The following is a 3,232-nucleotide window of genomic DNA, read 5'->3' as shown; positions in this document are numbered from 1 at the left end:
CAATAACTGCTAATATTCTGAACTCTATTCTATATTAAACCTTTCAGCAGCATATTTACTAGAACTTTGCTCAACTTTAATTTTACTATTAAGATAAGCATCTAATGTATCTGCATAGTAGGAATCAAAGTTAAATATTCTGTCTCTATTCTATTCTACTAAATCATTTACTCTATTATCATTAGCCTATATGTAAGCAGTCTATAGAGAATAGTTTTGTTTTCCTGGATGATTAGTATGAGTTCCTACACTAGAAATCATAAATTCCTAAGTAAACATAAAGTCTAGAGCATTATACTTAGCTAACATTGGATGAAGTTCTAACTATACTTTATCAAGTAAATCATGTACATTGTAATCCAAGGCAAATCCTAAAGAACGTCTAAGATTACTTAAATCGGATTTATTTCTTATTTCAACCACAGTTCCATCCTATAAAGTGGCTTTAGCTAAAACCATATCACCACTTCTGGAAACCCAGTCTTTCATGCTACGTAAGTCAGATTTAGGAGTAATTCCAGATTCTTTTTCAAGTAAAGAAATATTAAAGTTCTCATCTACTAAAGACTTTAGCATTTCCACTTTCTTTAATTCCATAAATCTTCTCATTCTTTCTGGCTTTGAAAATCTATGTAATAAAGCTCTATTAGTATTATTATATGTAATAGTTCCGTCCTTGTTTTCCTAGTAGTGTGTATTCTATATTAACTAAATATGGTCATTAGGATTGGCGTTATTATACTCTCTAGTTTTTTCAAATAAGTAATCTTTTGGAGTAAGACCATTCTATTTACAATACTCATTAAATTCTCTAAAGCTATTTGCCGGATCAATGTTTACTCCTATAAACTATCCTAATTTACTAAAGTCGTTTCTTACTTTATCAAAATTCTTTTTATAAGCAGTATATAATTCAGTTCTAGTTACTTCATATAACTCATCTTCTGTTAAGTCTTTAAAAGATTTTTCCTCACCATTAATTTTAACTTTTTTATTTAAATCAAGTAATATTCTACCTATTGTTGTCTTATCAGAATTAACAGATGGAAGAAGAGCCACAATACCATTACCTACAGTAGTTTTATTATAAGTTTCGATATTTAACAAGCCACCTACAAAGTCATATAGGAAATTACTTTCTACAAATTCAGCTACTGTAAATTTAGTAAGAGGTTTATTTCCAGATGGCGATTTTAATTCTTTAGCAGTGAAATGCCCTTTATATAATCCAGGCATAAATAGACTGAAATGAGAGGCCGCATTATTAGCATTTGCCATTATATGCTCCCATTGTGAGGTTAGAGAACCAAGCAATCGGCTAAGAGTCTAAGAACTAAGTGTATTACCATCTGCATCTTTAACTAGAGTAGAAGTAAATTCTCCAGTAGATATAGCTTTGGCTGTAGCAATTTCTCTAAGGTCTGGCATCATATTATCAGGAATTAATCCCATTTCCATGAGATTCTTATTAAAGTATGGTTTATACTTATTCTTCTCATCCCCAGTATCAGAATATATTTCAGAAAGTTTTTCCTAAACTTGACTTTTCCTTGTAACTCCATCAAGTAATACATTAGATATATACTTGTTTAACATTACTGTAGATGCTAGTTTAAATAAGGTATTGAATTGACGACTTCTACCATACTCACCACTCATATTAATATCTAAACCTTCTTGTAGGTCTCTATCATTCATTAGATTTAATCCTAATTGAGTATCAAGAAATTGACGTATTTCTGGATCCATTATTAGACTAATTTTCTCAGCATCAGATAGATTGCCCTTACTTCCAATATAAGATATATTTCCAGAGGTAGTAATTGAGACTGATAGCTTATCTCCTACTTTGTATGTTAGTTTTTTATTTGCAGAGTCATATTCTATATTATACTATTTTATCTACTAAGGAAATTCTAGTTTCATTATTCTTCTAGTATTTAACCCATTAATAGTGCTTTCAATAGCTCTAGCAGCATTATCAACACTTAATTCTTTAAGAACACGAACACTAACTTTTCCATTATCGTCATTATACTACATAAAATCTACAGAGAACAAGGTGTCTGCAACCTATGTAAGAAGTTCATAGAAATTCTCCCCTTCATAGCCGTAGTTCTACTCTATTTCGTAAATAGATTTATTTCCAATAGATTTATTATCGCCAAATATTCCTTTATACATAGAATAGAGCACATTCTTCTACTCGTCTGTAAAGTCAAACTCTGTATAGAATTTTCCATCTACTAGAGCTTTCATTACAAGTCTAAAGTTCTTCTATGGATTTAGTCTTATATTATTTACTAAAGTTCTAAAAGAAGTTCTTGAAACATTTTCAAATCCCTTCATATTAGGAGCTACCTCTAATGTAGAAGCTATAGGGTTAAGAGCTAGATTCTTAATCTTACTTATTACATCATAGAACTACTCAAATGTTATAAACTTACCTTCTGTAAACACATCTGAATTCATCTTATAATATGGAGTAGTATTAACTAATAACTATGCTAATTTACTGATATTCTATTCAATATTAATATTATCATCATTTGACCAATCTTTAACAACATGATGCCCTTTATCAGCAGTAAATGTATACTAGTTTGTAGATAATATATTACTATTAGGAGCTATCTTAATGTAATCCCCAATTAGAAGATTAACAAAGTTATCAAAATTTCTTAGAGTAAACCAAGCTCTAAATGCTTCATACTTAGCTTTAGCTTGTACATTAGTAGTCCCATCCACATTTTTTACACTATTATATAATTCCTAAGCTTTCTGTGGGTTTTCGTATGCTTCTAAGAGCATAGTCTGTGACTATATTTTCTTTAGATTTTCTTCATTTAGCTCACTATACTAATCACTAATCCCACAGTACTTACGAACTATATTAAATAATTCCTCTTTATACTACTATGCTTTGGAGTTAATATCAGCAATAGAATTTACTTTCTCTCCAGTTTGCCTATCTATAATAAATGCTCTAACTAAACCAAGTGCAGCATTTACCTTAAAGTCTTTCTTTATTTGGGATTTCTGCCCAAAGGCGGTATTCAGGAACTTGTTGTCAAGTTCCCAAATATCGTCTGAGGTCATTTCTTCTCCTTCATAACATTCTGTATTGTTTACATACTTTTTTCTAAATTCTTTAGATAGGGCATTTCTAACTCCATAGTTTGGAATTAGAATTTTAGAATCTGGTCCAAAATTACTATCTAAGATATTCTAT

The 3,232-nt window shown here is 30.1% G+C and carries 5 protein-coding genes; all 5 read right to left on the bottom strand.

Going from position 1 to position 3,232, the window contains the following annotated elements; genetic code table 11:
• Window positions 1-432: 432 nt before the first annotated feature.
• Window positions 433-576 carry a hypothetical protein gene (locus ACI3VO_RS10960; RefSeq protein ID WP_439757953.1) on the bottom strand — a complete coding sequence of 48 codons (144 nt, stop codon included), beginning with the start codon at window positions 574-576 and terminating at the stop codon, window positions 433-435.
• 273 nt (window positions 577-849) lie between these two features.
• The gene (locus ACI3VO_RS10955; RefSeq protein WP_439757952.1) at window positions 850-1,278 is read right to left on the bottom strand and encodes a hypothetical protein; all 429 of its coding nucleotides are present in this window, start codon (window positions 1,276-1,278) and stop codon (window positions 850-852) included.
• 48 nt (window positions 1,279-1,326) lie between these two features.
• Window positions 1,327-1,458: a hypothetical protein gene (locus tag ACI3VO_RS10950; RefSeq protein ID WP_439757951.1), complete on the bottom strand. Its 132-nt coding sequence runs from the start codon at window positions 1,456-1,458 to the stop codon at window positions 1,327-1,329.
• Window positions 1,459-1,533: 75 nt separating this feature from the next.
• A complete protein-coding gene (locus ACI3VO_RS10945; RefSeq protein ID WP_439757950.1) occupies window positions 1,534-1,749 on the bottom strand; it encodes a hypothetical protein in 216 nt (71 codons plus the stop codon).
• A 1,167-nt stretch (window positions 1,750-2,916) separates the two neighbouring features.
• Window positions 2,917-3,099 (bottom strand): hypothetical protein, encoded by a 183-nt coding sequence (locus ACI3VO_RS10940; protein WP_439757949.1) that lies wholly within the window; start codon window positions 3,097-3,099, stop codon window positions 2,917-2,919.
• Between the last annotated feature and the right edge of the window lie 133 nt (window positions 3,100-3,232).

Source organism: Intestinibacter sp. (genome assembly GCF_051866655.1).
GTDB lineage: Bacteria > Bacillota > Clostridia > Peptostreptococcales > Peptostreptococcaceae > Intestinibacter.
The sequence above is the reverse complement of the archived record's forward strand: the minus strand, read 5'-3'. Positions and strand labels throughout refer to the sequence as shown.